Consider the following 26,293-nt stretch of genomic DNA (forward strand, 5'->3'; position numbering starts at 1 on the left):
GCAAAGACCATCAAAAAGTAGTGACACGGCATATCTGGCAAGCATATGTGGAAGAAGCAGATCATCTGCGTCACCATCAAGATGTAAAACCTATATATGCGAAACGCAAAGAAACGATTGAGCGTGTATTGGCAGATGCAAAAGAAAAGCATGGTATGCGTTGGACTACTTTAAGGGGACTTAAAAAATTGTCGATGCAAGCGATGCTTACTTTCGCTGCCATTAATTTAAAGAAGATGGCCAATTGGACATGGCAAGGTCCAAAAATGGCCTAACATAGTGGGCTCGTAGAGCCCCAATCTCTTAACTTTAGGCGAAAATTCAAAGGGAATTTCAAAAGGGGTTCGGAATTTTTTAATTCCGAACCCCTTTTGTCTACAAACTGAAACCTTCAAAGAAGGTTTTTTTGTTTAAGTATCATTGAGTCACTTTTTCTTCAACTTTCGTAGTCCAGTTCAACTCGTCTGCGACTTTACCTGTTTGGACACCTGTCAGTGTATCATAAAGCTTTCTGGAAAGTTCGCCGGTTTCCCCGCTTTGAACAATCATTTCTTCACCATTCCACAAAAATTCACCAATTGGTGATATGACCGCGGCTGTACCCGTTCCAAAGGCCTCTTCCAAGTGACCCAATTTATATGCTTCATGGACTTCCTCCATCGAAATGCGTCTTTCCGACACGGGAAGACCCCAATGTTTCAGCAATTCAATAATGGAATCACGAGTAATACCCGGAAGGATACTTCCATTTAAAGCAGGAGTGATGATTTCACCATTAATTTTGAAGAAAACATTCATGCTTCCAACTTCTTCGATATACTTTTTCTCCACTCCGTCTAACCAAAGAACTTGGGCATAACCCATCTTTTCGGATACTTCCTGGGCTTTTAGGCTAGATGCATAATTACCGCCTGTTTTAGCTTCACCTGTACCTCCATTAACTGCACGAGTGAAAGCTGACTCCACTGCAATTTTAACTGGATGAATGCCTTCTTTATAATACGAACCCACTGGTGACATGATGATGATGAACTGATACTTATTCGATGGAGATACTCCAAGATAAGGCTCAGTAGCTATAATGAATGGCCTGATATATAAAGATGTCCCTTCTGCCTGGGGAACCCAATCCTTATCAACGCTAATTAAAGTCTTCAATGCCTTCAACGCAAAATCAACGTCAATATCCGGTATGCATAATCGGCTATTTGAACTATTTAAGCGTTGGAAATTCTTTTCCGGACGGAATAAGATAATTTCATCCTCTGGTGTTGCATATGCCTTCAATCCTTCAAAAACGGATTGACCATAGTGAAAAATCATAGCTGACGGCTCTAATGAGAGCGGTTGATAAGGAACAATTCTTGGATCATGCCACCCTTGCCCTTGTGTGTAATCCATAATAAACATATGATCGGTAAACTGCTTACCGAACTCAAGCTGGTCCGCTTGTGGTTTTTCTTTCTTTGTTGTACTAAGCGTGATTTGCATGTCATGTTCCTTCATTACCAAAACCCCTTGTTGATTAAATTTACAAGATTTCACTTCCATAAAATCTATCTTTAATTAGTTTACTCCTATAAGGAATCATAGTTCAAGCCTTTAAGACGAAATTTTCGGAATTTTTTTAAAATAAATGGGTTTTTCTTTGATTTCCAGACTATGATTCCTGAAAAAAGAATCAATTATTCCTGAAACCTCTAAAAATATCCATTCCGAGTGTACGATAAGTGTCTTGAATATTAGATTAATTTTATCAAAATAATCACAATAAAGCCAATGAGAATAATTCTGGTTCATGGCGCCTTAGAGTAAATTCAATCGTTCCCCCTTTTTGTAAACAGGAAAATCGATAAATGAAAAGAATTTTAGCAGATTCGTGAATAAAACACTAAAGCTAATACCTGCAAATCTTATATGTATATTAAAAACCTAAGCATATATAACATTTTTAAACCGAATCCAAAAAGTGGTTCTTTCGTACCATTCCTATTTCCAAGCTCAGAGGAAAATTTTTCATGAATTTCAATTTAGTAGTTTACTACTAAATAATATTCTTATATACTTATCCACAAGATAGATAAAACGCATGCAACTCGATGTATTATAGATGAAACGCATGCAACTTTCTTATTTTTTGACGAAAAGGGGTAACAACATGACAAAAAACAGATGGTTAATCGCTTTATCCGCTATCGCCATTCACCTTTCAATTGGTGGTGCATACGCATATAGCGTTTACAAAAAACCATTAGTTGAGACTATGGGGTGGTCAGAAACTGAAGTAACGTTAGCATTCACAATAATGATGGCGCTTGCAGGAACTTCTGCTGCCTTCTTTGGTAAATTCGTAGAAAAAAATGGTCCAAGGAAGTCAGCTTTTGTCGCGGCTGTTTTATTCGGTTTAGGACAAGCTGGTTCCGGTTTGGCAGTAATGGTCGATTCACTTCCGCTTTACCTATTGACATATGGGGTTTTAAGTGGACTTGGCATGGGGATTGGGTACATTTCACCAGTATCCACTTTAGTCAAATGGTTCCCAGATCGCAGGGGATTGGCAACAGGAATGGCGGTATTAGGTTTCGGTGCCGGAGCTCTCATTACAGCCCCAGTAGCTGCAAGCCTTATGGAATCCGTTGGAATTTATACTACATATTATATTTTAGGCGCAGGCTATTTCATACTGATGTTCTTAGGTGCATCCTATATTGCACCTCCAAAGCCCAACTGGCTTCCTGAAGGAATGAAAAAAGATATTGAGTCCGGTAAGAAAGAACTGAAGAAAGACCTAAGGCAATTAACTGCAAAACAAGCGGTTAAAACTAAACATTTCTGGATGTTATGGTCCATGAAATTGATAAATACAAGTGCCGGGATCATGATGATTTCGGTAGCTTCACCAATGGCACAAGACGTTGTTGGTCTGTCTGTAGCAGGTGCTGCAACATTAGTCGGTATTATGGGAATCTTCAATGGCGGAGGAAGACTTGGCTGGGCAGCAGCATCTGATTATATTGGACGTCCAAATGTTTTCGTCATTTTCTTCATCATTCAAATCGGAGCGTTCCTTTTACTTCCAACGACTACTAATACACTATTGTTCCAAGGGCTCATCTTGCTGGTCGTTAGTTGTTATGGAGGAGGATTTTCAAATCTCCCTGCATTTGCCGGGGATTTATTTGGAACTAAGGAAATTGGCGCCATCCACGGTTATCTTTTAACTACCTGGTCTCTAGGCGGGGTTTGCGGACCAATGTTGGTTACTGCAATCAGGGAAAGTACGAACAGTTACATCCCGGTATTCTACGTTTTCGCAGCTTTAATTGCGATAGCATTCGCCATCTCAGTCTGGTTGCGTCTGGACATAAAAAAAATGCAAAGAGAACAGAAACAAGGAGTTACGAAAACATTAAGTAAAATATCCTAATTTAAAACCTTGCAAAAAGGCATTATCAAGTAAACTCCCAAAACCGGAATTTACCTTTGATGATGCCTTTTTTAGTTTGTTTTGGCCGTAACGGTGGCTGCTCTTACTATTCGGGCATCTTCTGGGATTGAGATAATCTGATATCTTTTTGAACTGCAGCACATCCGAATATTTTATGGATTAGGTCCTCCCACCCGGATTCTTTGCTGGTGCAGTTGTGAGCATTTCTTATGCTTAATTACAGTAGTCTTGGGAAATGCAGTTACCGATGAAATCTTTGTAGGGGGGCTTTATCGACTTATGTACGTAAGGACAGGAAAGCGTCAATGTAACCGGTATATTTTTTAAAGATAACCTTCATTTTACAGTGAAAGTCTTGTTTCCTTTTCCATATGACAACTTCGTTTGGTTGCTGCTATTGCTATTGGATTTCCAAGAAAGTATAAGAAATACAAATTCCAGCTTTTAAGCTGTATTCCCATTTCCTTGTTGCTGCAACTAGCATTCCTTTTATGATTCAAAAAGGAGACAGCACAACCGAAAAAGTTGAATGTTAAACTATATAACATGTTTTGCACCAAACATTTGAACAAGTTATATAGTTTAACATTATGCTAATTCAGGGAATCAAGTAAGAGATGGAATTAGGGGGGATTGTCTTGTGGATCAATAAACCGTTTTTCAAATATGCATGCGCGATCATTTTGATCATTTTAATTATTTTTTTACTAGGTAAGATTGATTATGTTCTGCAGCCGCTACAAAAAATCATTGCTGCCATGTTTTTCCCTATTATTGTGGCTGGGCTTTTATACTATATATTACGGCCGGTCGTTAACTTATTAACTGAATTTATCCCGAGGTCAGCTAGCATCTTCACCGTGTTTTTGATTATATTTAGTATGATTGCGATGGTAAGTTACTTTGGAAGTCCTGTAATCGTGGATCAATTTCAAAAATTATCTGAAAACCTCCCCAGCAAAGTCAAGGAATTCTCTAAAGAATCTGAAGTCATGATTGAAAAAAATGATTTTGGCATGGTTAATATGGAAGATTTGAAAGAAAAAGCGGTCACGCATTTGAAAGATTACTCGGAAAAACTCATAGTGAATTTCAATACCATTCTTTCCACGATCACTAGTGTATTAACATTATTGGTCATTACACCATTCATTTTATTCTATTTCTTGAAGGATGGAGATAAATTAAGACCATTTCTATTAAAATATATACCGAACGATGTAGAATCAGAGGGGAACACGATTTTAAAAGACGTTGATAAAGCCCTTTCAACTTATATTATCGGTCAATTCATCATATCAATCGTCATTGGGACTTTGATGTATATTGGCTACCTGATTATCGGTCTCGATTATGCACTCGTATTAGCCTTATTCGCCATGATTTTTACCGTTGTACCATTCCTTGGTCCATTTATAAGCATCATCCCTGCCCTTTTCATTGCCTTACAGCAAGACATTGGGTTGGCAGTGAAAGTACTCATTGTCCTTACCGTTGTTCAACAGGTCGAAGGGCACTTGGTTACACCGAATATTATGGGAAAACGGCTTAACATTCACCCACTTACCATTATCTTATTGCTGCTTGCTGCAGGATCAATATACGGTTTCATTGGCATTTTAATCGCTATCCCCACTTATTCCGTAGTAAAAACGGTTATAGGGAATTTCAGGAAGTTTTATAGATTACGAAAAAGGGTTACATAAACAGGATTGGTTGTCTACGCACTTAATTAAAGAAGCGGTAAAAATAAAAACAAAAATCACTCTATCAACGTTTTAGACTGTAGACAAATTCGAAGAAAAGCGAGTTTGCCTATAGTCTTTTCTTCCAAAAAAGTTCCAGTTGATTTCGGAAATCCGCTCCCTTTTCTCCGACTGTGTGCCAAACCTCCTCGACGCAAGTGTATGTGGGGTCTTGGCTATCCAGTTATTCGGCAGGAGTATTGCAAATTTCTTCAATCTACTAAGGATTTCATAAACCGTAAAAACCATTAATGATAACCTAGTCTTAAAATCATGGTTCAAATGAGACCATTCCGCCCCCCCTTTTGTAGACAAACTAAAAACGTTGATAATTCTATCAACGTTTGTTTAATAATTTTTTAACACAGCGTTTGAAAAACGCTTTGAAGCTTTTCTTTTTGATAACTTGCTGGGCATGATTTTGCTTCTCGATATAAATTTCTTCTTTGTTTATGGCATTATTTTCTGCTAATACCAGACCTAAATTGGAGTTATGATCTTTGTTTAGGACAATTTTGTAAGGGATATTATGACTCATTGCCAATTTTATATATTTCCCTAAATATTGATAGTCCATCTGACCATTTAAAAACAGATTTGAACGGGGATACTGCTTCATCATTTGCTCTATCTCCGGATATACATTCGTTTCAAAGACTTGGCTTTTTTTTAGGACGATGACGACGCGCTCCCGTAATGTGCCCAGAAATTCCCTTCGTTCACCAGGCTTTATTTCTTTTGGACCATAGATTCCTTGTTCTAGGTAGTCCTCCACCTTTAGGCGTGACAATTCTTTCCCACCTCCGCTTTCACTTCAATATTGTATGTAATATGGCGAAAAATAGTGCCCATCATTCTTATGCATAAAAGTAGAATATGGTCTAGGTTTGACTTTTCCCATAGTTAATTAGTCTGCCCTCACCTCAAAAAATTGTCACTTTAGCCTCACTTCATGCATAGGATAGTATATGTGTAAATGCAGGTTGCTTAAATGAGGGACGGGGAAAAACATGAAAAAATTAATTGTATTTGTATTGATGTTCGCCTTTTGTTTTTTGGGGTTCAGTAATACTTCAGGTGCTGCAGCAAGACAACTGATCATCATCAATAAAACCAATAATCAGCTGGCCTATTACGAAAATGATAAATTGGTGAGGGTATTCATCGTAGCGACAGGAAAGAAAGCCTCCTATACTCCTGAAGGAAAGTTCAAGGTAGTGACAAAGATTGTGAATCGTCCCTATTATAAAGGCAACATTAGAGGCGGAGACCCAAAAAACCCTCTAGGTAAAAGATGGCTGGGAATCAATGCGAGGAATACACCAGGAAATACGTATGCAATACACGGCAATAATGATTCTACAACCATTGGGAAATATATAAGTGCCGGTTGCATTCGTATGTATAATGATGAAGTTCAATGGCTGTATGATAGGGTGAAAATGAACACTGTAGTCTTGATTGCCAGTTCGAATAGATCATTTGCCACCATAGCTGCCACGAATGGATATAAAGTGAGCGGTTCTGTAAGCCTACCTGTAAATGCCAACTCTACCTTGAAGAAAGGAAGCAGTGGTCCCCAAGTAATGGAACTGCAAAAAAAATTAACTAAACTTGGATACAGCACTAAAGGCGTAGATGGATCATTTGGAAAAAATACAGAATCTGCTGTAAAGAAATTCCAAAAGTCTAAAAAACTTACATCTGATGGGATCGTCGGACCTAAAACGAAAAAAGCGCTTGGACTTAAATAATTTTCATTACCGATATCCACTGATTAGAGGATATCTTTTTTATGTTTCAACTGGACAACTTATACATTATTACCCATACCGACTTTAATTTTCCACCACCAGTTATTAACTTTATGTTATAATTTATACATCAACAGCTAATCATAATCGCACTGTCATTACATACAAGGAGGTCATACAAATGTACGATGATATTCTCGTAACATCCATTAAAGCAATTTTTGTTATTGGCACCATCTCGATGTTTGTGATATTAGGATTCGTAAAAGGACGCCGGTTTTAACTTTATCCACTTCATTAAAATATCCTCACTTGCCTGATTACATGTATTATTTCATACCGGTAATCAGGTTATTTTCAGTCAGAAAAAAAGCATATCCTATCTGGGCATGCTTTTCCTTACCAATTCCAATAATCCGTTTTATCTAAAAGTTGATCGATGTCAAATGTATCAAGATGGAATGGAACTGATTCTTCTGCAATCGCTTCAGTGGCTAACAATAATTGGTCGATATCAATAATGGCCAAAACAGTCCTCTCTCTTTTTTAATGATCTTTTTACCCTCATTTTAATACATTAAACAATTCGTTCAAAAGATACATTATTAGAGGGTATCCTTATAATTTTACATTTGACATTTATTTAAGATGCAGTGAATCTTTTTCAGATCCTTCCGGAGAAAGCGTATGTATCAATTTAACCAGCTTATAAAAGGTCCCGCTGCAGATTTTTACCTCGGGCAGATTATGAAATATTGATTTTTTATTAATATGATAATTATCTTTCTCAGGTGAATACACAATAATTTTCTTATTTAAAGATAAAGCATATCCAAGCTCATATAGATTACCTTTTCCTGCTGTTAGGAAGATCAGCATGAAATCGGCTTCCTCAATACCCTTTTTTTCATATTCTTCAATGCCGTCCGTTATTTGGTTTTTCTCATCATTCGTAATTAAATTCAAGTCATTCACACAGGTAAACCCTTTTGAAGTCAATTTCTTGATCAATGATTTTACTTGCTTCAAATTTTTTTCGTCTGATGCTATATAATATTTCACACATATACCTCCAAAATATATAACTATTGATACTTTTTACCCATGTTACCTATACTATACATATTCGTTATAAAGAACGCAATATCCTTTCCCGAAAATTAAAAAATAATTAAACGGAAATTATAAACGAAACAAAAAACCCTCATTCCTTTTACAGGTAATGATGGTTTTTTTTAAAAAATATAACGCCGGGGCATGTTATGCAGTGTATCATTATCACCGGTGGCTTCAATCTACTACAAAAAATAATATACTATGTACTAATTAATGGTCTGACATTCCGGGTTACAAAATGTTCATTGAATTTCAAGAATTACAAAATAAAAACCTTGTCCTTAACCGGCAAGGTTTTTTTATTTTTCATATGTGATATTTTCTATTTCAATCCTGAAGGGTGCAGCCTCGCATATATTAATTCCCCTATCCAGATTTACCTTTTCCATTTCACTTGCATCCGGGATTGTTTTTTTATCGTGAATAAAATGTTCGACCATGGTTTCCAGCAGTTCTTGAGCACAAGCTAATGCATCTACCCGATTCCTACCGCTAACGGAAGCAATAATTCCCTCTCGCCTAAAATCCGGGAAACAAACTTGAACGGAAAAAGAGTCGATAATCAACGGGTGCTTTTCATAATAGAATACGGCAGGGTACTCAAAGATTTGAATGGTCAAAATATCATCCCTTCATATAATTTTTGGGTTTTTATATTAATTATAACATGAATTCCCATTTTATATAGGTTTAATTTACTTTTCTTTGTTTGTCAATTCAATACTTACATTCAATAGGTTGTTATGTCCGTATTTACTACGAAATAAAAAAACACCAGGAAAATCAGAATCATGAGAACATTCAAGATTATTCCAACGATGCTGCACACTTTTCCAGCTGTCACTAATCCATTTCCAGATTCACCAGTAAGCTTAATTTCTTGTTTACTCTTCGATGCAAATATTAAACCTAGAATACCTAATATGATGCCTATCAATGGAATAAACAGGGATAATACCCCCATGATCAATGATACAATCGCTTTGCTATTGCTTGGTTTAATTTCCGACATATATTCCACCTTCTTTCTTCTTTTATATATACGGTTATTTAAAGCAAAAGATTCATTTTTTGTGTACTCATTCATCTCTAATAATCCAAGCTATCCTGCCGGTTAATTCATACACTTGGTCGGATCCATACATGTAAAAAACGACTCATATCTGAGTCGTTTCAGAATATAGACAAATTCGGAGAATGCCCCAGTTTGCCTAAAGTTTTTCTAAAAAATATTCCAGTTGATTTCAGAAATCGCTCCCTTTCCGCCGACTGTCTGCCAAGCCTCCTCGCGCCCTCGGAAAGCGAGTGCCTTTAGGCAAAGTTCAAATTATACAAACCATAAAAAAAGTAAAAATACAGGAGGATATCCAAGTCTTCTTTTATAATCGTGGTCCGGGGTGAGATCAATCCTAACCTCCTTTTATAGACATGTAGAAAACGACTCATTTCTGAGTCGTTTTTCTAGGTTCGTTTCAATTCAAGTCTCTGGGCTACTAAAGAAAGACTATAGTTCACAATGAAGTACATGAGAGCCACCAGGATCAAAATCGGTATTAAATACTTTTGACTCTGTCCATATATGATTTGACCATGATGAGTTAGCTCCGGCAAAGAGATGACAACAGCTAAAGAGGTATCCTTTAATAAAGAAATGAATTGGCTGACAATGGGAGGAACCATGCGTCGCAGCGCTTGGGGCAGAATAATATGTATCAATGCCTGTGTATAGCTCAAGCCTGATGAACGGGCAGCTTCCATTTGGCCTTTATCAATGGATTTAAGTCCACTTCGGATGACTTCAGAAAGCATGGCTGACTCGAAAATTGTCAAGGCAACAATGGCTGCTGGAATGATTTCCAGTTTAATCCGTACTTCCGGCAAAGCAAAATATGTAAAAAATATTATTAATAACAGCGGTAAATTACGTACCGTTTCTACAATCAAAGCTAATATTTGTGATAACACCGGCACCTTTGCGTAACGGATTATACCTACAAGCCCGCCAATAATGAAACTTAGAATAATGGATATAAAAGCTACCTGGAGCGTTACCCAAAATCCTTCTAATAAAAACTTAAGATTATCTGGTGTATAGGCACCTGCAAAATCCATATATATACCTCCCTCAATTACTCTTAGCCAGACGTTTTTCCAAATAACCAACGCCAAAACTTAAAGGAATGGTAAGTATTAAGTAAAACGCTGCAACGAAAATGTACACATCAAACACGACAAATGTCCTTGAAGAAATCAAATCCCCGTGGTACATAAGATCGAGTCCTGCAACGACGGCTAAAATGGAAGAATTCTTAACTAGATTGATAAATTGGTTCCCTAAAGGAGGAATGACTATTTTAACGGCCTGTGGCAATATGACGAGCCTCATTGCCTGCCCATATGTCAGACCTGAAGAACGGGCAGCTTCCATTTGACCCTTTGGCACGGAAAGGATGCCGGCTCGAATTGCCTCTGCTATGAAAGATGAAGTGTAAATGGTCAAGGCTAATGTCCCTGCGTATAGACCGCTTAGTTTAAGACCGAGAAAGAAGAAAAAGGTAATGATCAATAACGGAATGTTCCGAATGAACTCGACATAGGCGGTACCCAGCCAGTTTAGTGGCTTTATCGGCGCAATCCGCATGATAGCAATAAGCACACCGAGAATCAAACTCGCTACCAGCGCGATCAAACTCGACATGATCGTATTTTTAAAGCCTAATAAATACATATCCAGATTCTCTGTTAAAATGGAGAAATCAAGCACGGCATACACTCCTTTAACTAGTAAGGATGAGCAAAACGCTCATCCCCACAGATAAATGTTCCAATGTTATTTAAGGTCAGCTTCCCTTATACATTTTCTAAAATGTTTAATGTTTAATCCACTTATCATGGATTTCATCGTACTTGCCTGAATCTTTAAGTGACTTAAGGGCTTTATTCAACTCGTCAACAAAGTCAGTATTTCCTTTTTTCACGGCAATTCCATAAGGCTCTTCCGTAAATGTACCGCCAACAAGCTCATAACTTGGATCTTCATCTGCCATTCCATAAAGGATGGAATCATCCGTGGTCAATGCATCCCCTTGTCCGGATTTAAGTGCGGCGAACGCTTCGGAATAGTTTTCAAATTCAAGCACTTGTGCTTCAGGAGCTTTTTCACGGATATTTATGGAAGAAGTAGAGCCCTTGACGGCCAATACCTTTTTCCCTTTTAAGCTATCAATACCCTTGATATCGCTGCCCTTTTTGACCAACAAAGATTGTCCGGCATCAAAGTAAACATCAGTGAAGTCCACTTCCTTTTTACGATCTTCCGTGATTGTCATGGTTGCTACAATCGCATCGATATCACCATTATTCAATAATGCCATCCTTGTCTTAGAAGTCACTTCTTTAAATTCAACTTTATTCTCATCACCAAGGATTTCTGCAGCAAGGGCTTTGGCGATATCAATATCAAAGCCTTCTACATCTCCAGTACTAGGATTTTTCAATCCGAATAGCCTTGTATCATTTTTCACCCCAAAAACGATCTTATCCTTTTCCTTCACTTGTGCGAGAACATCTTTTTCTTTGTCTTTACCTCCACCTTCTTCAGCTTTGTCTGAATCATTCCCCCCGCCGCATCCAGCTAATAAAATGACAGCCAGTAATGATAGCAAAGATAATTTTAACCATTTCTTTTTCTTCAACATGAAATTCACCCCTGTTTTTTATTTAATGATTTAAAATACGGCTAAGGAATAAACGAGCCCTCTCTTCACGAGGATTGGCGTAAAACTCAGCCGGTGATGCCTCTTCTAAAACCCTGCCTTCATCCATGAATACGATTCGATCCGCAACTTCACGGGCAAATCCCATTTCGTGCGTAACCACCACCATCGTCATTCCTTCATGGGCAAGTGCTTTCATTACATCCAGTACCTCGCCAATCATTTCTGGATCCAAGGCTGAGGTAGGTTCATCAAATAGCATGATTTCTGGCCCCATTGCCAAACCTCTGGCAATAGCTACCCGTTGCTGCTGTCCACCTGAAAGCTGAGAAGGAAATGAATTCGCTTTATCTCCAATCCCCACTTTGTCCAAATACTTTAGTGCAATCTTTTTCGCTTCCTCTACGGATTGTCCTAAAACTTTCTTGGGAGCAAGCATGATGTTCTCGAGCACGGTTTTATGAGGATACAAGTGAAAATGCTGGAAAACCATACCGATATTCCGACGGAGTTTGTTTATGTCCGTTTTTTTATCCGCTACATTTAAACCATTTATGGAAAGGGAACCTTCCGAAATGGTCTCTAGACGATTAATGCATCGAAGCAGTGTACTTTTCCCTGATCCGGACGGTCCGATGACCACTACCACTTCCCCCTTCTTAATTGTAAGATTAATATCTTTCAATACATGGAAATCGCCATAATACTTATTCACTCGGTCAAAAACTATCATAATTAGCCCCCCGCCCATAATCCAATCTTCCTAAACCAAAAGTTTATAATATTCAGAATTCTAAAAGCGTAATATAGCATTCTCTTAACTTGAATCAAATCTTATGTATAATCCTTTCTTCCAATATTATTTCCCATTATTTCGACAGTGACAGTGAAACGACCATTTTTATTGTTATTTTAAACTAGTAATTAGAATAATATATTCAATATTCACACTTTTTATTATATATAATATTTCTTAAAATTACCATATAAACTTTAAAATGTTAAAACAATATCATATTTCATGATACTATTGCTATATTTCTTAAAACTGATAAATCTAAACTAATAATCCCTGAACTATTCCCTCTTTTTTGTAAAAAAACATTTATTTCCCAAAAGAAGTTTTTTAAAATACGTACGATAAAAAAGACAGCAATTGCTGTCTTTTTTATCATTCCTTTAATGCATCTTCAAATGGCGCTGAATATAAACCTCTTGGCGCCAGCATATCCGTATCCGATTCACGGATTTCCCCACCTAGAGTATATGGACCTGCTGGAAAAAAATCAAACATTTCACTTTCCTTATGTATGATCAAGAAATAATCGTATAAATCATCCATCAGTTCCTGATGTTCATCTATTTTCATGATTTCGCCACTTTCATCAATTTCAAAGTTTTCATTAATCGCATCTTGAAGTTTCTCATTATTTGAATACGCGATATAAAAATCGACATCGCCGCACTCCATGCATAGCAAGAGTTTTTCATCTAGTGCTTCTTCATAGGTGTTCAGTACGATCTCCATTAAAATGGCATCAATCTTTCCAGTATTAGTAAGTTTAACTTTAGTCTGTAACACAAAACCCCTCCAATCAAATACAGGCATTTAAAAAAGTTAACGCCAGTTTAACAAGCTCACCCTTTAAAATTAAATGAAATTGTTGATAATCATTTTCCAATTAACACCTAAATCCAAGTACCAAAGTTCGTTTACTAACCGTTATGGGAACTTATCCCAAGACTTGGTCATCAAGGGCAATACCGTTTTTTAATTAGATACGAATCCTCCGCCTCGTGTATATAATAAGGTTGCCCACATAATTAGAATCATAATCTTCTATAATACAAAGAAAAAGATGATTGGAAGCGTAATCAGGCTTAATGATGTACTTATGAACGTAGCACTTGATACGAATTCAGGCTCCGTATTGAATTGGAGCGCATACATCGTAGTGTTGGCCGCCGTTGGCATGGCAGCTACGATGATCATGATATGCCTGACCATTTCACCCACTGGTAAGGCAAGTGATAACAGGAAGGCAATGGCTGGTGAAACGGCAAGTTTAAGAAGCAGCGAAACTGATAGCTTTCGATAGGCAATTTTTTTCAGTGAAATGTTGGCCAGCTGCATTCCCAGTGTAATCATGATTGTTGGGATCGCTGCATTTGCAACAAGGTTAATAGCTTCCATAACCGAATTGCTTAAAGGTATGTTCACGAACTGAAATACTGTACCCGCAATAGCTCCATAAACAATTGGCATCCGACATACTGCTTTAATCGCTGTTTGAACTCCGTTACCTTCCGGGCTGCCCTTTGCTGCGAAATAAATGCCTATCGTGCACATCACTAACTGCTGTCCCACCATTAGGATGATTGCATAATCGAGTCCTGCGGCTCCGAATAACAGGAAAATGACGGGTGTTCCGTAATTCCCGTTATTCATGAAGGCCGAAGCCAATATCATGCCGCTTGTTTCAGTGACTGTATAATGGCGGAAAAAAGATATGATGTAGACTACCAGTATGAGAGAAAGACAAAGTACTATCGTGAATAAGAATAGGTAAAAATAATTAATCGTAAATTCTGCGGAATAGAAAGTTCGGAATACAAGAAAAGGTGACATTAAATATAATGCCATCGTGGAAATCGATTTTGTATCAAGTTTAAACTTTTTCTGACCGATGAAACCTAAAACAAATATACCGAATATCGGTAAAAGAACTCCCAAAAACCCCATGCATATCACCTTCATAATTCTAACGATTTTCTTCTAACAATATCAGTTTTATAATTATTTGTAAAAATTCTTTTAAAACACTTTTGATCGCAATTCTAACACGAAATGATTTTTCTTTATTTTCAGAAAATAATATTCCATTTCCCCATGCGTATGATATATTATTCATTATATTTACGTTAAAAAACGTAACATTAACACTTTTGGGTTATTAATATATGAAGGGGTGTTTATTAGTGGATGTAAAATTCATGGAAATGGCTGTTCGGCTTGCATATGAAAATGTTTTGGCAAAGAACGGGGGACCTTTTGGAGCTATTATCGTTAAAGATGGCAAAGTCGTAGGTAGAGGATGTAATAATGTGACAACAGCCAACGATCCTACAGCTCACGCCGAAGTACAGGCGATTCGTGATGCATGCAGGAATCTCGACACCTTCCAGCTAACGGATTGTGAAATATACACTAGCTGCGAACCTTGCCCCATGTGTATTGGAGCTATTTATTGGGCACGTCCAAAAGCCATTTATTACGCATGTACTAAAGAAGACGCTGCACTTATTGGCTTTGATGATCACTTTATATACCAAGAGCTTGCCCTGCCAATGGAAAAGCGCACGATAAAAATGGAACAAATGTCTTTTAATGATCACGATTTACCATTCCGAACATGGGAAACCATTACTGATAAAGTGAAATATTAACCGGTTTTATTTTTGCCAAAGGGGTTACGCATATGAAAAAAAACTTGCTTAAAAGGAGAATAGACGTTGCTGCTGGGAGAACTCCTGCTGATTGCGTCATTATGAACGGGCAAATCATAGATGTTTTCAACGGTGATATCTATACAGGCGACATTGCTATCGTCGATGGTTTTTTTGCTGGAATCGGGCGTTATGAGGGTATTTCAGAAATCGATGCAGCAGGAAAATTCGTATGCCCTACATTCATTGATGGCCATGTCCATATTGAATCTTCGATGGTAAGGCCATCGGAACTCGCAAAAATCCTCCTTTTACATGGTGTGACCAGCATTGTTGCAGACCCTCATGAAATTGCCAATGTTTCTGGCAAAAAGGGCATGGAATATATGATTGAACAATCCGATCAACTTCCTTTTGACTTTTACTTCATGATGCCTTCTTGTGTACCCGCTACGGATTTTGAACATTCTGGTGCTGTCTTAAGAAGTGAAGATTTAATTCCATTTTATCAAAACCCAAGAGTGCTCGGTTTAGCCGAAGTCATGAATTTCCCGGCCGTTTCACATACTGAAGAGGATATGCTGAAAAAAATATACGATGCCAATAGACTAGGCAAAAGCATCGATGGCCATGCAGCAGGATTATCCGAACAACAGCTCAATGTTTATATGAGTGCAGGCATTAAAACGGATCATGAATGCACTACAGCGGAAGAGGCAAAAGAAAGACTGCGTAAAGGAATGTATCTTATGATCAGGGAAGGCACCGTTGCCAAAGACTTAATAAACCTGATTCCAATTATTAATGAGAAGAACTCACGCCGTTGTTTATTCGTCACCGATGACCGGCACCTTGATGATATTGTATCTGAGGGGAGTATCGATCACAACGTTCGACTTTCCATAGAAACAGGTGTCCCGCCAATTACCGCCATTCAAATGGCGACCATTAATGCAGCAGAATGCTTTGGCTTAAAGGAACATGGTGCAATTGCACCTGGATACAAGGCAGACTTCCTTCTATTGGATGATCTTGATTCAGTCATCATCCACTCGGTCTTTAAAGAGGGAAAGCTTATGGTTCAAAATAATCGTTTACTTAACTTTCCAGATATAAAGGAACAGGTTATTGACGAAGGATTGAAGCACTCTGTTCAATTTCATGAAATAACGGAGAATGATTTGGCGATACCTTTTAAAAATAAGTTCGCTAATATTATTGAGATAACTCCAAACAGCTTGATTACAAAGCATTCGATTGAACCGGTTACACTTAATCTTGATGGTCTATTTCAGTTCTCCGAACATGTTGATCATATAAAACTTGCTGTTATTGAAAGGCATCATATGACGAAACAAGTAGGTCTCGGAATCGTCAAAGGGCTCGGGTTGAAATCAGGTGCAATTGCCACGACAGTAGCCCATGATTCACATAATTTGATCATTGCCGGGACGAATGACCAGGATATGCTAATGGCAGCTAAGGAAATCAAAAAAATGCAGGGTGGATTGACCGTAATCCAAAATGGGGAAATACTCGCTTCCCTTCCCCTTCCAATAGCTGGATTGATGAGTGAATGCAATTATACGGATGTGGTTCATTCATTGAAAAAAATCGATGGTGCCCTATTGAAACTCGGAGCAAACAGGCATTTCAACCCTTTTCTTACACTTGCATTCTTGGCATTACCTGTCATCCCTGAAATTAAACTGACGGATCAGGGTTTATTTTCCGTTTCTGAGTTTAGGCATATTCCTATCGAAGCCTCAAAGCCTGTCGATAAAATTTGAGCCCCCTAGTCGGGGTTTTTTTCTTTTCACCCAAAAATTTTTAAATGAAAAAGGTTCTAACTCAACTTAAACCGGGAAAAGGATATAATGGGTATCATCTATGTTAAAATAAAAATAAACACAAATCTTTCTTGGAGGAGATAAATATGGCAAAACATGATCAACAGAACATCATTGGTTACATAGGTACTTACACAAAAGGAAGCAGCGAAGGTATTTACCGCTTTACTTTAGATACAGAAGAAGGAAAACTCAGTACACCGGTTCTTGCAGCAGAATTAACCGATCCGACTTATGTCGCCATAAGCCAGGACAAAAAGAATCTCTACGCCATTTTAAAAGACGCGGGCAGCGGTGGAGTTTCAGCCTATTCGATTAATGAAGAATCAGGTGAGCTTACCTTCTTGGGCAAACAACTGACACCAAATGGCTCTTCCTGCCATATAAGTGTCGACAGCAAGAAGCAGTTCCTGGTCACTTCCAGTTATGGAGAAGGCGTGATTGAATCATATCCGCTTCATGACGATGCGACCCCTTTGCCTGTATCATCCACTGTTCAACATGAGGGTCAAGGACCGAATGAAGAACGTCAGGAAAAAGCACACACTCACTTCGCTGGTTTCACACCGGATGAAAGGTTCATTGCTGTTGTCGACCTCGGTATAGATAAAGTAATAACCTATAAAATACATAATGGGGTTTTGGAAGAAGTAAACAGCTTATCTGTTGCTCCCGGCAGCGGACCACGGCATTTGACCTTCCACCCCAACGGAAAATTTGCGTATGTCATGGCAGAACTTGTACCAGAAGTCATTGTTTTGAGCTTCGATGGTCAAGCTGGAAGTTTTTCTGAATTACAAACGGTTCGGACCGTCCCAGAAGATTTCAAGGAAAATAACCAAGGAAGCGCCATTCATATTTCTGATGACGGACAATTCATATATGCCGCAAACCGCGGACATGATAGTATTGCCGTTTACCAAATCAATCAAGAAACAGGCAAACTGGCATTCGTGGAACTGGTTTCTACCGAAGGACATTGGCCACGCGATTTTTCATTGGACCCTAGCGGGAAATTCCTGATCGCTTCCAATGAACAATCAGGAAACCTGACACTATTTGCACGGAATGAACATGACGGAAAATTAACATTATTGCAAAAAGATGTTCAAGTTCCCTTCCCTGTTTGCGTAAAATTCTTATAATCTATAATAAAAAAGGATTGAAGCCTGTCCTACAGCTTCAATCCTTTTTTTATAATCCTTCTTTAATTCCATTTCTCCGCCATTTCGGGAAAATCTATAAATGGGTTACGATTACCCTGCATTTCATGTATAGCCTGGTTTCTATGCTTTTCATAAGTGCTGACCGGAAAAAGCCGATGCCATTCCAAAAGCAGTGCCAGGTCAATTTTGCCGCTTTCGATGATTCCATCATATCTGAGTAAAAAGTACAAAGTAGCCCTCGCCACGATGCCTTTTCCGTATTCAGGCTCGAATTTACCTTCGTCTGATTTCCCGCAACCCACTTTTATACCGGCAGCCGATTTTTCAGGGATATAATCCTCAAAATCATGGTATGGAAAGTTACTCCGGCTACTGTTACAAGTTGGTTCACAGGCAAACAGATGATGCAAATCCCCCCTCATCGGTTCTTTTTTATCGAACCATGATTGAGGTACGACATGTTCACAATTAACGAGAATGTTCTCCGTATTTGTTGATTCAATACCTCTTGACATCATTTCTAGTATACGGATATCTTCCTCAATGACTTTTACAGGATCCATCCCTTTACCGGAGTACAGACTTTTCAGCTGGCCATTTTCCTGTAAGTCCACCCATGGGTAAACATGACGATGTGGTGAGTAGTTCAGCTGGTTTTTATGGGTTGCCACAAGTAGGTCCTTCAATCCTTCCCGGTCCAAGGAACCATCTTTGTAGTATGCTAGCTTAAGTTCCTGATCTTTGGTTTCATCATAGTATTCGCGGTTTTCATTGAAGTTGACTAGTTCAGCTATTGCCATTTCCCGTTCTTTTTCAAGTACTTCAAAACTATACTTCATCCACTCATCCCCCCGCTTCTATTAAAACCTAACTTTTACCATAATTTAAGTTTAATAGAAATCGACAGAGAAAAAAAGGTGCTTTAGAAGGGTCTAACGAAGAATTTCTATAAAATGGGTAAGGATTTTCGCCGTCATTCCCCAGATTACCCGGCCATTATATAAGTAAAAATATTCTTCCATCTGTTTCGGTTGCCATTTATAATTTTCCCCGCCAACGACTAAATCATGGGGGAAGTTTTCATGCGGTTCCACTTTATATTTGACATGATAAATTTCTGGCGGTTTTTCCATAAAAAAGGATAGTGGGACTGTAAAAATGGTTTCTACCTCAGCTGGATTAGGCACTATCCGTTGATGGTTACGAACAAACCCTGCATAAGGATAGACAATCATCCCAAATGGGGATACCAAATAATCGATCGGAAAGACATTATCGATATCTTCTTTTCCCAAATTAAGTTCCTCATATGTTTCCCTTAGGGCAGCCGCCTGTTCATCATGGTCCAGCTTGTCTATTTTCCCGCCTGGAAAACATATATCCCCCGGCTGCCTCCTAAGTTTGTGTGAACGCTCTTCGAAAAGAACATGAATTCCATCTTCTTTTTCTATAAGCGGTACCAATACAGCATACTTTGAAAAATTCCCACTCCCCAAAATTTCAGGGATATGCAATGTTAGTTTTTTTGTTATATCTTCATTATTCATGTCCCTCACCTCTTCTGCCGGTTATATGGATTTTCTACCACTCCTTATCATTCCATTTTCGAACATCCGCTATAACTAAGCAAGGAAAACGATTCCAAAATATCGCCTTAAATCCATAATAGATTTCTTTTCCTATTATTCTTCCTTGATCATAGACAAAGCACCGTTCAAAGTTCTGAACGGTGCTAAAACTAAACGCTGCAGGCTCATTTAAAAAGCAAAGTATGGATGCAATCTTTCTTCAATAAATAGTGTATCAACAGGTACATACAACTGATTCAATACTGAATTTTCAGTTTTTTACTATCACCTTATTTTCATAGTTCAGCTAGCGTTCGCTTTACCGTCGTTATGATGAATGAAAAATCCTCTTCAGTTATACTAAGTGGGGGAGCAAGAGTCAGGACATTATTGAAACCTGCGACTGTATCACCATTTTTACCTATGATCAGCCCCTTTTCTTTGCATGATGCAATCACTTTATTGATTTTGGAAAGTTCGATCGGTTGTTTTGTCAGTTTATCTTCCACTAGTTCAATGCCTACCAACAAACCTTTACCACGTACATCCCCAACATTGGGATGAGATTTGATTTCTTCAAACTCTTGCAGAAAGCGCAGCCCTAACTCCTTAGACCGTTCTATAAGTTTTTCATTTTCATAAATTTCAATATTCTTTAAAGCAAGGGCACAGGCAGCCGGATTGCCGCCAAATGTATTTACATGCCGAAAGCGGTCATATACGTCTGAGCCAATATACGCTTCATAAATTTCACGTTTGACGGCTGTAGCTGATAATGGCAGATAAGCGCTCGTGATTCCTTTAGCCATTGTTACGATGTCTGGTTTTACACCATAGTTCATAAATCCGAATCTCTTACCAGTACGGCCAAACCCGCAAATGACCTCATCCGAAATGAGAAGGACACCATTTTTCTCACAAATTTCTTTGACACGTTTCATATAACCATCAGGCGGCATCAAAATTCCGCCCCCAGTGATGATTGGTTCCATAATGACCGCTGCCACCGTTTCGCTCAGCTCCCATGTAATGGTACGTTCAATTTCCGCTGCACTTTTTTCACCGCTTTCATCCTCTGGATTTCGGTAAGAATCTGGCGGTGATACATGAAGAAATCCTGGGGCCAGCGGTTCATATTTATATTTTCGCTGTGCCTGCCCGGTAGCTGACAGGGCTCCCATTGAGTTGCCATGATAGCCGCGATAACGCGAAATGAATTTATAACGTCCATGTTCACCTTTTTGCTGATGATACTGCCTCGCAATTTTAAAAGCAGTCTCATTTGCTTCTGAACCGCTGTTAGAGAAGAAAATTACATAATCCCCACCAAGCCATTCATTTAATTTCTCTGCTAGCTTAATAGCCGGGATGTGACTATTCGTTAAAGGGGCATAAGGAAGTTCCTTCAGCTGCTCGTAAGCTGCTTCAGCCAGTTCCGTGCGGCCATAACCAACATTGACACACCATAAACCTGACATCCCATCCAGGAAACGATTCCCATCAACATCCGTAATCCATGCTCCTTGCCCTTTTTTTATCACCATTGCCCCAGGGCTAGGTTCAGCACCTTTCATATGATGCCATACATATTTACCATCCATCGCTTTAAGATCCTGACCCTGTTTTTCAACTTGCATAAGCTACTCTCCTCCTAAAAAGATGTATAAAGGAAGGCCGACCACAATTTGAGCCGACCCGCTTTTTCCTATCAGTATCTTGCCGTTAACATTTTCTTTCTAGTGTAAAATTCCACTCCGTCTTTCCCGTTGGCATGAAGGTCTCCATAAAATGAACTTTTATAGCCGGAAAATGGAAAGAACGCCATTGGCGCGGGTACCCCAAGATTAATACCAAGCATCCCTGCATCAATTTCTTCGCGAAATTCCCGGATGGCCTTTGCACTATCCGTATAGAGGCAGGCACCATTGGCAAATTCGGATTGATTGGTCAATTCGATTGCTTCTTCAAGGGTATTGACCCGTACTATGGATAAGACAGGAGCAAAAATTTCATCACTCCATATTTTCATGTTTGTTTTTACATGATCAAATAATGTCGGTCCAACGTAATAGCCATTTTCCTGATCGCCTTCATTCCTGCCATCACGAAGGAGGACAGCTCCTTCTTTTTCCCCGATTTCAATATATTGTTCCGTTCTCTTTTTATGAGTATCACGAATCACAGGTCCCAGGAAAACGCCCTTATCCATTCCATTTCCAATCTTGATGTCATCCGCTGCAGCCTTTAATCTCTCAACGAGCGAATCTCCCACTTCTCCCACCGCAACAACCACTGACGCAGCCATGCAGCGCTCGCCTGCAGATCCGAAAGCGGCATTCGTTATGTTCGTTACCGCATTATCCAAATCCGCATCAGGCATGACGATTGAATGATTTTTCGCTCCTGATAAAGCCTGGACGCGTTTTTTATTGGCAGCTGCCGTTTTGTATACATACTCTGCGACAGGCTGGGATCCAACAAATGATACCGCTTTAATGTCTTCATGTTCCAATATCCCATTCACGACATCGTGGGCACCATGGACAATATTGACAACACCATCCGGAACACCGGCTTCCGTCAATAATTCCACAAGACGGTTGGCTAAGAGCGGTGTCCTTTCTGAAGGTTTTAAGATAAACGTATTTCCACAAGCTATTGCCAGCGGGAACATCCAACATGGCACCATCATCGGGAAATTAAACGGCGTAATTCCTGCAACGACACCCATTGGATAACGATACATGCCTGATTCAATACCTGGGGAAATATCAGGAAGCTGGCTGCCCATCATCAAGGTAGGCGCACCTGCTGCGAACTCCACGCATTCAATCCCACGCTGAACCTCACCATATGCTTCTGTATAGCTTTTTCCATTTTCGATCGTGACCAGCTTTGCAAGCTCATCCCAGTGTTCTATCAATAATTGCTGGTAACGGAATAAGAAGCGAGCTCTTTTTGGAACGGCCACCTTTTTCCATTCTTTATACGCCTTTTTAGCAACCTGCACCGCTTGGTTTACATCTTCCTTTGTTGAAAGGGGAACGATTGCCAAAGCTTCTCCTGTTGCCGGATTAGGCACTTCTTCATGTTTCGATGTTGTGGAATCCACCCATTTGCCACCGATATAATTTTTTAACGTTTCTACATCATTTATTACTGCCATTAAAGAAACCCTCCATTTCAACACAATTTCATAATTTCATTATATTTTTCAAACGGACTTTTTACATTAGACGTTTTGTATAGTTTTTGATTCAATATTTGCACATATTGTTTGTTTTTGATATTCCCATATTCATGATAATCATGAACAGAATTCACGCTTTCAAAACCGATGTATATTTCCTTCTTTCTTTCTTCTTTATTCAGCAGACTTCAAAGCCTTCATTTTATAATGGAATATAGCTTTAGGTCTTGATGCTTTCCCTTTACAAACATTCCATTTCTTATGATCCCCTCAAAAGACATACCAGCTTTTTGCATGACTCGCTCTGAACCCAAATTTTCAAAGAAGCACCTTGCTTGTATTCGAACTAGGTTCATATTTTCAAAGCCAAAGGCGATTATCTTTTGGGCTGCCTCCGTCATCAAGCCACTCCCCCAATATTCGGGTGCAAGCACATACCCGATTTCTGCACTATGATGATCAACCTGCCATGAAACAAAATCAATAGTACCAATCAACTTACCACTTTCCTTGTGTTCTATGCCCCATGGAGCGATTTTCTTATCCTCATAATTTTGAAGGATAAATCGGATAAAATCTTTTGTATCACAGAGGGAATGATGAGCTTCCCATGTGACGTAACGGGAAACTTCACTGTTGGATGCATAAGCGAACATGTCTTCGGCATCATTCATGGTGACTTTCCTCATAACCAAACGTTTTGAATCTAAAGTAGGCAGCTGTCCATATATGTCTTTCACGTTCATGAATACACCCCATTCCATTGATTATTAGTATTATAGCAAGATTGTTAAGCAATCGCTTTCCCAATTGAAATATTATCAAAACTTACGTATAATTCAGAAAAATTGATGCAGGAGGATAATTATGCCAAAAAGGAAACTTATAATAAGCCAAAATTTGAATGAGCTCTTATTACAGAAATTTAAGAATCGGTTCCCGACTGGACTGTTATCACTGGAAGATCTCCGGAACTATGGAGAGACCATATAGCCGATGCTGAAGTGATCGCAGGATGGTAAGCGGAGATGTCTGAATCGATTGTCGCAAGCGAAGTAAAATGGATCCAGACATGGAGTGAAGGAGTGAATGCTTTACGTCTGGAAAATTCAGAACAAAAGGATGTCCAGATTACAACTGCAAATGGCGTTCATGCGTATCCCATGTCAGAAACGATTTTTGCTTTAATGCTTGCCTTAACAAGAAAAGTAGATACATATATTAAGCAACAGCAGGCAAAGACTTGGCATCACGGACATATGAAGCAGGAAATTCATGAAAAGACCATCGGGATCATCGGTGTTGGAAAAATCGGAAAGGAAACCGCCAAGGCATTTGGCATGACCGTATTAGGAATGCGCCATTCCGGTAAATCAGAAGAATTTGTCGATGAGATGTTCACAAAAAAACAATTGAATGATCTTCTTCCTAGGTGCGATTTTATTGTCGTGACATTACCATTGACCCCAGAAACACGGAATATGTTCGGGAAAAAAAATTCGAGTTAATGAAACCCTCTCCGCTTTTTTCATTAATATAGGAAGGGGAAATATCGTCATTCAGAACGAATTGGTTCAAGTGCTTAAAGACAAAGATATTGCGGGTGCTGGACTTGATGGGTTTGAAACGGAGCCACTTCCTGAGAATAGCCCATTATGGAGTTGAACAATGTAATCCTCTCGCCGCACACATCAGGAAATACAGAATTTTACGACCAAAGGCTCATTCAGGTTATTTTCATGCCGAATTTAAAGAACTATCTAAATGGTAAAACACCTTCAACAAATTTACTTGATAACAAAAAAGGCTATTAAGAATTGTTCATTGTCTTTGCACATAAATAATATTCCCTTGTTAGCTTGCAGATTCCGACATTATCTGTTATATTTAAAAAGAATTATTTTTGTTCGGGAAGATTGATAAGTGAAAAACTTTTCGTCTAATGATTGAGCAAGGGTAGTAACACAATGTGTGGATTCACACTAGGAGGCAACAACAATGGAACAAGGTAAAGTAAAATGGTTTAACGCAGAAAAAGGATTTGGCTTCATCGAACGCGAAAACGGAGACGATGTATTCGTACATTTCTCAGCTATCCAAAGCGAAGGATTCAAATCATTAGACGAAGGTCAAGAAGTTACTTTTGAAGTTGAGCAAGGTCAACGCGGACCCCAAGCTACAAACGTTCAAAAAGCGTAATTTTAAATACAATATATAACGGACCCTACTTGTAGGGTCTGTTTTTTTATTGAAAAAGCAATCATAAAAAAACCCTATTCACAGGGAATAGGGAACATGAAACAAGTTTAGTAAATGGTAAACCCAGTATAACACACTGAGAAAAGAAACCCTAATTTATCCGAAAAGTAAAAATTATCACGCACTTCCGAAGCCCTGGATTCCCTGACCTGACCTTACCATCCATTCATTTCTTATCCACTTCATATGTTCGATCCGTTCCCCATGGATAAAACGGAGGCATATCAGTGCTGCTTTTCATTTTGAAATCGGCTTTCCTTTTTTTGAGGAAAGCTTCGATCCCTTCTAGTGCATCCGCTTGTTTTCCGGTCCAATGAATCATTTTCGATTCTATTTTGTGTGATTCAACAGGATGATTTGCACCGAGCATCGTCCACATTAACTGCCGGGATAGCGTCACAGAGACGGAAGATGTATTTTCAGCAATGTCTGTTGCAATTTCCATTGCAGCAGACATCAATTCGTCGGGCTCGACGATCTTGTTTACCAACCTTCCCTCAAATGCTTCACTGGCCGAAATCATCCTGCCGGTAAAAATCCATTCGGAAGCTTTCCCCATTCCAACAAGTCTAGGTAAGAACCAGCCGCTGCATGCCTCCATCGTTATCCCCCGCCTCGCAAATACAAAACCCATTTTTGCATCTGTTGAAGCAATTCTAATGTCCATGGGCAAAGTCATTGTTATCCCAATCCCGACTGCCGCTCCATTAATGGCCGCTATCATAGGTTTCTTCATCTCAAAAATCCGTAATGATAACATTCCCCCTGCATCGCGATATTCAACCAAAGGAGTGTGATCCATAAAGGTTTCTGCACCTTTTTCCAAATCCATTCCAGCACAAAAAGCATCACCAGCGCCAGTTAAAATAACGGCTCGTACGTCATCATTTTCATCCGCCTCATTAAAAGCGTGAATCATCTCCTCACACATCTTTTCATTGAAAGCATTCATTTTCACAGGACGATTAAGAGTAACAATCATGACACGGTCGACGATTTCACTAGTTATCGTGGAATACAATAACAGTCCCTCC

Annotated in this window: 28 protein-coding genes; 10 read left to right on the top strand and 18 right to left on the bottom strand. The window is 38.9% G+C overall.

Annotation, left to right across the window (positions count from 1 at the left end; all coding sequences use genetic code 11):
- The coding region (locus Q8G36_RS25050; protein WP_305162485.1) for a transposase at nt 1–275 on the top strand (275 nt) is incomplete at its 5' end.
- A gap of 142 nt (nt 276–417) precedes the next feature.
- Here Q8G36_RS25050 and Q8G36_RS25055 read toward each other — a convergent pair.
- A complete protein-coding gene (locus Q8G36_RS25055; RefSeq protein ID WP_305162486.1) occupies nt 418–1,506 on the bottom strand; it encodes a branched-chain amino acid aminotransferase in 1,089 nt (362 codons plus the stop codon).
- A gap of 652 nt (nt 1,507–2,158) precedes the next feature.
- Here Q8G36_RS25055 and Q8G36_RS25060 point away from each other — a divergent pair.
- Nucleotides 2,159–3,427, top strand: a complete 1,269-nt coding sequence (locus tag Q8G36_RS25060) for an L-lactate MFS transporter (RefSeq protein ID WP_305162487.1) — start codon at nt 2,159–2,161, stop codon at nt 3,425–3,427.
- A gap of 659 nt (nt 3,428–4,086) precedes the next feature.
- The gene (locus Q8G36_RS25065) at nt 4,087–5,154 is read left to right on the top strand and encodes an AI-2E family transporter (protein ID WP_305162488.1); all 1,068 of its coding nucleotides are present in this window, start codon (nt 4,087–4,089) and stop codon (nt 5,152–5,154) included.
- 376 nt (nt 5,155–5,530) lie between these two features.
- Here Q8G36_RS25065 and Q8G36_RS25070 read toward each other — a convergent pair whose 3' ends face one another.
- Nucleotides 5,531–5,983 (bottom strand): YueI family protein, encoded by a 453-nt coding sequence (locus Q8G36_RS25070; RefSeq protein ID WP_305162489.1) that lies wholly within the window; start codon nt 5,981–5,983, stop codon nt 5,531–5,533.
- Between the two features lie 220 nt (nt 5,984–6,203).
- Here Q8G36_RS25070 and Q8G36_RS25075 point away from each other — a divergent pair, with 220 nt between their 5' ends.
- A complete protein-coding gene (locus tag Q8G36_RS25075) occupies nt 6,204–6,947 on the top strand; it encodes a L,D-transpeptidase family protein (RefSeq protein WP_305162490.1) in 744 nt (247 codons plus the stop codon).
- 399 nt (nt 6,948–7,346) lie between these two features.
- On the opposite strand, the gene Q8G36_RS25080 is transcribed toward Q8G36_RS25075, so the two are convergent.
- From Q8G36_RS25080 to Q8G36_RS25125, 10 genes are all read right to left on the bottom strand, one after another.
- On the bottom strand, nt 7,347–7,475 hold the full coding sequence (locus Q8G36_RS25080) for a hypothetical protein (RefSeq protein WP_260288268.1): 129 nt from the start codon (nt 7,473–7,475) through the stop codon (nt 7,347–7,349).
- A gap of 111 nt (nt 7,476–7,586) precedes the next feature.
- Nucleotides 7,587–8,009: a nucleoside 2-deoxyribosyltransferase gene (locus Q8G36_RS25085; protein ID WP_305162491.1), complete on the bottom strand. Its 423-nt coding sequence runs from the start codon at nt 8,007–8,009 to the stop codon at nt 7,587–7,589.
- A gap of 353 nt (nt 8,010–8,362) precedes the next feature.
- Nucleotides 8,363–8,683, bottom strand: a complete 321-nt coding sequence (locus Q8G36_RS25090; protein WP_305162492.1) for a hypothetical protein — start codon at nt 8,681–8,683, stop codon at nt 8,363–8,365.
- 110 nt (nt 8,684–8,793) lie between these two features.
- A complete protein-coding gene (locus Q8G36_RS25095) occupies nt 8,794–9,075 on the bottom strand; it encodes a DUF4190 domain-containing protein (protein WP_305162493.1) in 282 nt (93 codons plus the stop codon).
- 449 nt (nt 9,076–9,524) lie between these two features.
- Nucleotides 9,525–10,175 (bottom strand): amino acid ABC transporter permease, encoded by a 651-nt coding sequence (locus Q8G36_RS25100; protein WP_063234989.1) that lies wholly within the window; start codon nt 10,173–10,175, stop codon nt 9,525–9,527.
- 13 nt (nt 10,176–10,188) lie between these two features.
- Entirely contained in the window at nt 10,189–10,827 is a 639-nt protein-coding gene (locus Q8G36_RS25105) for an amino acid ABC transporter permease (RefSeq protein WP_089364247.1), read from the bottom strand.
- A gap of 106 nt (nt 10,828–10,933) precedes the next feature.
- Entirely contained in the window at nt 10,934–11,761 is an 828-nt protein-coding gene (locus Q8G36_RS25110) for a transporter substrate-binding domain-containing protein (protein ID WP_305162494.1), read from the bottom strand.
- 22 nt (nt 11,762–11,783) lie between these two features.
- A complete protein-coding gene (locus tag Q8G36_RS25115) occupies nt 11,784–12,512 on the bottom strand; it encodes an amino acid ABC transporter ATP-binding protein (RefSeq protein WP_305162495.1) in 729 nt (242 codons plus the stop codon).
- Nucleotides 12,513–12,950: 438 nt separating this feature from the next.
- On the bottom strand, nt 12,951–13,361 hold the full coding sequence (locus Q8G36_RS25120) for a hypothetical protein (RefSeq protein WP_305162496.1): 411 nt from the start codon (nt 13,359–13,361) through the stop codon (nt 12,951–12,953).
- A gap of 258 nt (nt 13,362–13,619) precedes the next feature.
- The gene (locus Q8G36_RS25125) at nt 13,620–14,522 is read right to left on the bottom strand and encodes an AEC family transporter (protein ID WP_305162497.1); all 903 of its coding nucleotides are present in this window, start codon (nt 14,520–14,522) and stop codon (nt 13,620–13,622) included.
- Nucleotides 14,523–14,740: 218 nt separating this feature from the next.
- Between Q8G36_RS25125 and Q8G36_RS25130 the strand changes: the two genes are divergently transcribed.
- From Q8G36_RS25130 to Q8G36_RS25140, 3 genes are all read left to right on the top strand, one after another.
- Nucleotides 14,741–15,226: a nucleoside deaminase gene (locus Q8G36_RS25130; protein ID WP_370694120.1), complete on the top strand. Its 486-nt coding sequence runs from the start codon at nt 14,741–14,743 to the stop codon at nt 15,224–15,226.
- A 32-nt stretch (nt 15,227–15,258) separates the two neighbouring features.
- On the top strand, nt 15,259–17,016 hold the full coding sequence (ade, locus tag Q8G36_RS25135) for an adenine deaminase (RefSeq protein ID WP_305162498.1): 1,758 nt from the start codon (nt 15,259–15,261) through the stop codon (nt 17,014–17,016).
- A gap of 146 nt (nt 17,017–17,162) precedes the next feature.
- On the top strand, nt 17,163–18,221 hold the full coding sequence (locus tag Q8G36_RS25140) for a lactonase family protein (protein ID WP_305162499.1): 1,059 nt from the start codon (nt 17,163–17,165) through the stop codon (nt 18,219–18,221).
- A 62-nt stretch (nt 18,222–18,283) separates the two neighbouring features.
- Here the strand turns inward: Q8G36_RS25140 and Q8G36_RS25145 are convergent, their stop codons facing one another.
- From Q8G36_RS25145 to Q8G36_RS25165, 5 genes are all read right to left on the bottom strand, one after another.
- The gene (locus Q8G36_RS25145) at nt 18,284–19,081 is read right to left on the bottom strand and encodes an endonuclease I family protein (protein WP_305162500.1); all 798 of its coding nucleotides are present in this window, start codon (nt 19,079–19,081) and stop codon (nt 18,284–18,286) included.
- Nucleotides 19,082–19,174: 93 nt separating this feature from the next.
- Nucleotides 19,175–19,789, bottom strand: coding sequence for an NUDIX hydrolase (locus tag Q8G36_RS25150; RefSeq protein WP_305162501.1), 615 nt, complete (start codon nt 19,787–19,789; stop codon nt 19,175–19,177).
- 317 nt (nt 19,790–20,106) lie between these two features.
- On the bottom strand, nt 20,107–21,447 hold the full coding sequence (locus Q8G36_RS25155; RefSeq protein WP_305162502.1) for an aspartate aminotransferase family protein: 1,341 nt from the start codon (nt 21,445–21,447) through the stop codon (nt 20,107–20,109).
- Between the two features lie 71 nt (nt 21,448–21,518).
- Entirely contained in the window at nt 21,519–22,976 is a 1,458-nt protein-coding gene (locus tag Q8G36_RS25160; protein WP_305162503.1) for a CoA-acylating methylmalonate-semialdehyde dehydrogenase, read from the bottom strand.
- Between the two features lie 221 nt (nt 22,977–23,197).
- Nucleotides 23,198–23,746: a GNAT family N-acetyltransferase gene (locus tag Q8G36_RS25165; RefSeq protein ID WP_305162505.1), complete on the bottom strand. Its 549-nt coding sequence runs from the start codon at nt 23,744–23,746 to the stop codon at nt 23,198–23,200.
- Nucleotides 23,747–24,028: 282 nt separating this feature from the next.
- On the opposite strand from Q8G36_RS25165, the gene Q8G36_RS25170 reads away from it, so the two are divergent.
- The 3 genes from Q8G36_RS25170 (at nt 24,029) to Q8G36_RS25180 (ending at nt 25,199) form a co-directional block, all read left to right on the top strand.
- Nucleotides 24,029–24,508, top strand: a complete 480-nt coding sequence (locus Q8G36_RS25170) for an NAD(P)-dependent oxidoreductase (RefSeq protein ID WP_305162506.1) — start codon at nt 24,029–24,031, stop codon at nt 24,506–24,508.
- Nucleotides 24,509–24,578: 70 nt separating this feature from the next.
- Nucleotides 24,579–24,665, top strand: coding sequence for an NAD(P)-dependent oxidoreductase (locus tag Q8G36_RS25175; RefSeq protein ID WP_305162520.1), 87 nt, complete (start codon nt 24,579–24,581; stop codon nt 24,663–24,665).
- 333 nt (nt 24,666–24,998) lie between these two features.
- Nucleotides 24,999–25,199: a cold-shock protein gene (locus Q8G36_RS25180; RefSeq protein ID WP_029714163.1), complete on the top strand. Its 201-nt coding sequence runs from the start codon at nt 24,999–25,001 to the stop codon at nt 25,197–25,199.
- A 226-nt stretch (nt 25,200–25,425) separates the two neighbouring features.
- Here the strand turns inward: Q8G36_RS25180 and Q8G36_RS25185 are convergent, their stop codons facing one another.
- On the bottom strand, nt 25,426–26,280 hold the full coding sequence (locus Q8G36_RS25185; protein ID WP_305162508.1) for a crotonase/enoyl-CoA hydratase family protein: 855 nt from the start codon (nt 26,278–26,280) through the stop codon (nt 25,426–25,428).
- Nucleotides 26,281–26,293 lie beyond the last annotated feature (13 nt).

Source organism: Peribacillus frigoritolerans (assembly GCF_030676415.1).
Classification (GTDB): domain Bacteria; phylum Bacillota; class Bacilli; order Bacillales; family DSM-1321; genus Peribacillus; species Peribacillus frigoritolerans_A.